This is a genomic window from Chamaesiphon polymorphus CCALA 037 (assembly GCF_003003845.1).
Classification (GTDB): domain Bacteria; phylum Cyanobacteriota; class Cyanobacteriia; order Cyanobacteriales; family Chamaesiphonaceae; genus Chamaesiphon; species Chamaesiphon polymorphus.
Genome location: NZ_PVWO01000684.1, coordinates 1 through 2,430, shown reverse-complemented (window position 1 = coordinate 2,430; position 2,430 = coordinate 1). Strand labels below are relative to the sequence as shown.

General features: G+C 45.3%; 2 protein-coding genes and 1 riboswitch. Both genes read right to left on the bottom strand.

The features are described from left to right. Positions 1-162: 162 nt before the first annotated feature. Entirely contained in the window at positions 163-756 is a 594-nt protein-coding gene (locus C7B77_RS28230) for a Uma2 family endonuclease (RefSeq protein WP_106312894.1), read from the bottom strand. 353 nt (positions 757-1,109) lie between these two features. Next, entirely contained in the window at positions 1,110-2,171 is a 1,062-nt protein-coding gene (gene cobW, locus C7B77_RS28225) for a cobalamin biosynthesis protein CobW (protein WP_106312891.1), read from the bottom strand. 28 nt (positions 2,172-2,199) lie between these two features. Then, a riboswitch (cobalamin riboswitch) is annotated at positions 2,200-2,348 on the bottom strand. Positions 2,349-2,430: the final 82 nt, after the last annotated feature.

Below are 2,430 nucleotides of genomic sequence, written 5' to 3'. Positions count from 1 at the left end.
AGACTCCAATCCAAATTTCAAATACGATTCAACATATCTACAACCTTATTCTATAATCTTCTGGCGGGAAGGGAGTAGAACTTAGCTTTGAAGTGGTAAATAGTAATTTCAAAGAATTCATGTCAGATCGATTCAATTGACTATTATTATCTAATGCTACCATTACTCCAATACAATCCCGCGATAGACTTGCTCGATCGGGAAACTGAGGTTAATGCTTTTAAGTTCGACAATATCGCCAGCACGATAATTAATAATTACCCATTCTCCTGCATCATTCTTCTGATAAATATCGATCGCGATTCTCGTTCCGAGAGGCTCCGCCAACGATTTAGTACCAACCAAAACATAATCTTTCAAAATGGGATTGCGACGGTACCTGTAGAACTTTTCACCACGGTCATAGGCTTCAGTACTATCTGATAAAACTTCAACTATCAGACATGGATAAACAATATATTGAGTATTACCCTTATCTCTTTCATCACAAGTCACACTTCCATCTGGATAACTATAGTCATCAGTTTCTAAGATGTTAATTCTGGCATCAGAATTAAGAGTTCTACAGCCGCGATCGTCTAAATGATTTCCCAATAATCGATTAAATTTTGCAGCAATTTCGCTATGATTTATAGTTCCGCCACTCATCGCGTAAACTTCGCCATCAATATATTCATGACGTTCTAATTGCTGTTCTTCCCAAGCAAAATACTCTGCGGGAGTGAATCGTGGCGCATTATCTTTGACTGCAACCATTATAAAACCTCAATGACTTGCCGATTGGTTGTTTGATATTTATCGTAGGGTGTGTTGGGTTTCACTAGGTCTATAAGTCGCATTTGAGATTTTCTAGTGGTGAGGGCGGGTTTGTTTGAGATTCAACCTTACCCGACTATTGACTAGCATAAACCCGCCCCTACAGATCCATAAATAGCTGAATAATATATTTTATAGATCGACCGTAGGGGCGGGTTTATGCTAGAAATTCATGTATACAACCATCAAATCGGGACAAACCCGCCCTTCCCCACCAGTATCTACCGATCGATTGCTTCTGAAAAGATCTTAAACTAGACTCGATTCTCATCCTGAGAGGCTACGTCAACGAGTTATCTCGTTCCAGATGCGACACCAACAGCTAAAGAATTCGCGATCGCGACAGGATCGATCGATTGACCGATGAATACTAGTTTAGTCTGACGTCGCTCGTCGGTGCGCCAGGGACGATCGTAAAATTGCTCGAAGCGATTGCCCACACCTTGGATGACTAATCGCATCGGTTTGTTGGGGACGGCGACGAAGCCTTTAATGCGATAGATTTCTTGTTCGGCGACAAGGAGTTCTAATTGCTTACGCAACTGTTCGGGGTTAAATTCGTAGTCCAAAACCAAATGTGTCGAATCGATCTCGTCGTCGTGCTCGTGTTCTGCCTCTGTATCGTGATGGCTGGGACGATCTTCTAAATGGTCTTCCACTGCGGCGTTCAATCCTAATATTGTCTCTACATCTACGATACCCCGATCGCTAGTAATAATTTTCACCGATCGCGGGAGTTCTTGGTTGACTAGATCGATCGTTTGTTGATGTTGTTCGGCGGTTACTAAGTCGGCTTTATTTAAAATCACTAAGTCCGCACAAGCTAACTGATCCTCAAATAACTCTTGCAAGGGTGTCTCGTGGTCGAGATTTTCATCCTCCTGTCTGAGGGCGTCTACAGCCGCCGGATCGCTGGCAAACCTGCCATCTGCCACAGCATCGCAATCGACCACCGTAATGACCGCATCTACCGTCGCTGCGGTACGAATTTCTGGCCAGCGGAAGGCCGTAATTAGCGGCTTGGGCAATGCCAAACCAGAAGGTTCGATTAAGATGCAGTCGATGTCATCGCGCCGCGCGATCAGAGCTTGCATCGTGGGTAAAAATTCTTCCTGCACCGTACAGCACAAGCAACCGTTGGTGAGTTCGACGATATTATTAGGGGTTTCGATCTCGTCATCGGGGCAAACTTGGCAGGAGCGCAACAGTTCGCCGTCGATGCCTAGTTCCCCAAATTCATTGACGATGACGGCGATGCGGCGTCCTTGATTGTGGGTGAGGAGATGTCGAATTAGGGTGGTTTTGCCACTGCCTAAGAAGCCAGTGATGACGGTGACGGGAATTTTTTTGGCCATGTTAATTTAATTTGTGTGCCGCGCACGGATGGAAATATACGCCTCGGCGGGCATCCTGACTTATCGATTCACCTGTGAATCAATTTACAGTTGCGGGACAGTGTTGGCTTTGCACCAAACTTTCCCCGTTACCTCTACTGGCTGCTCCCCAGTAGAACCGAGTTCGGTCTTTTAGTTTACCGCAATTACTCCCGTCGGCGTGCCAACGACTGGAAGTCGTGGCTAGTGGTGCAAAGTCCATCTACGTGGACTAAGATCC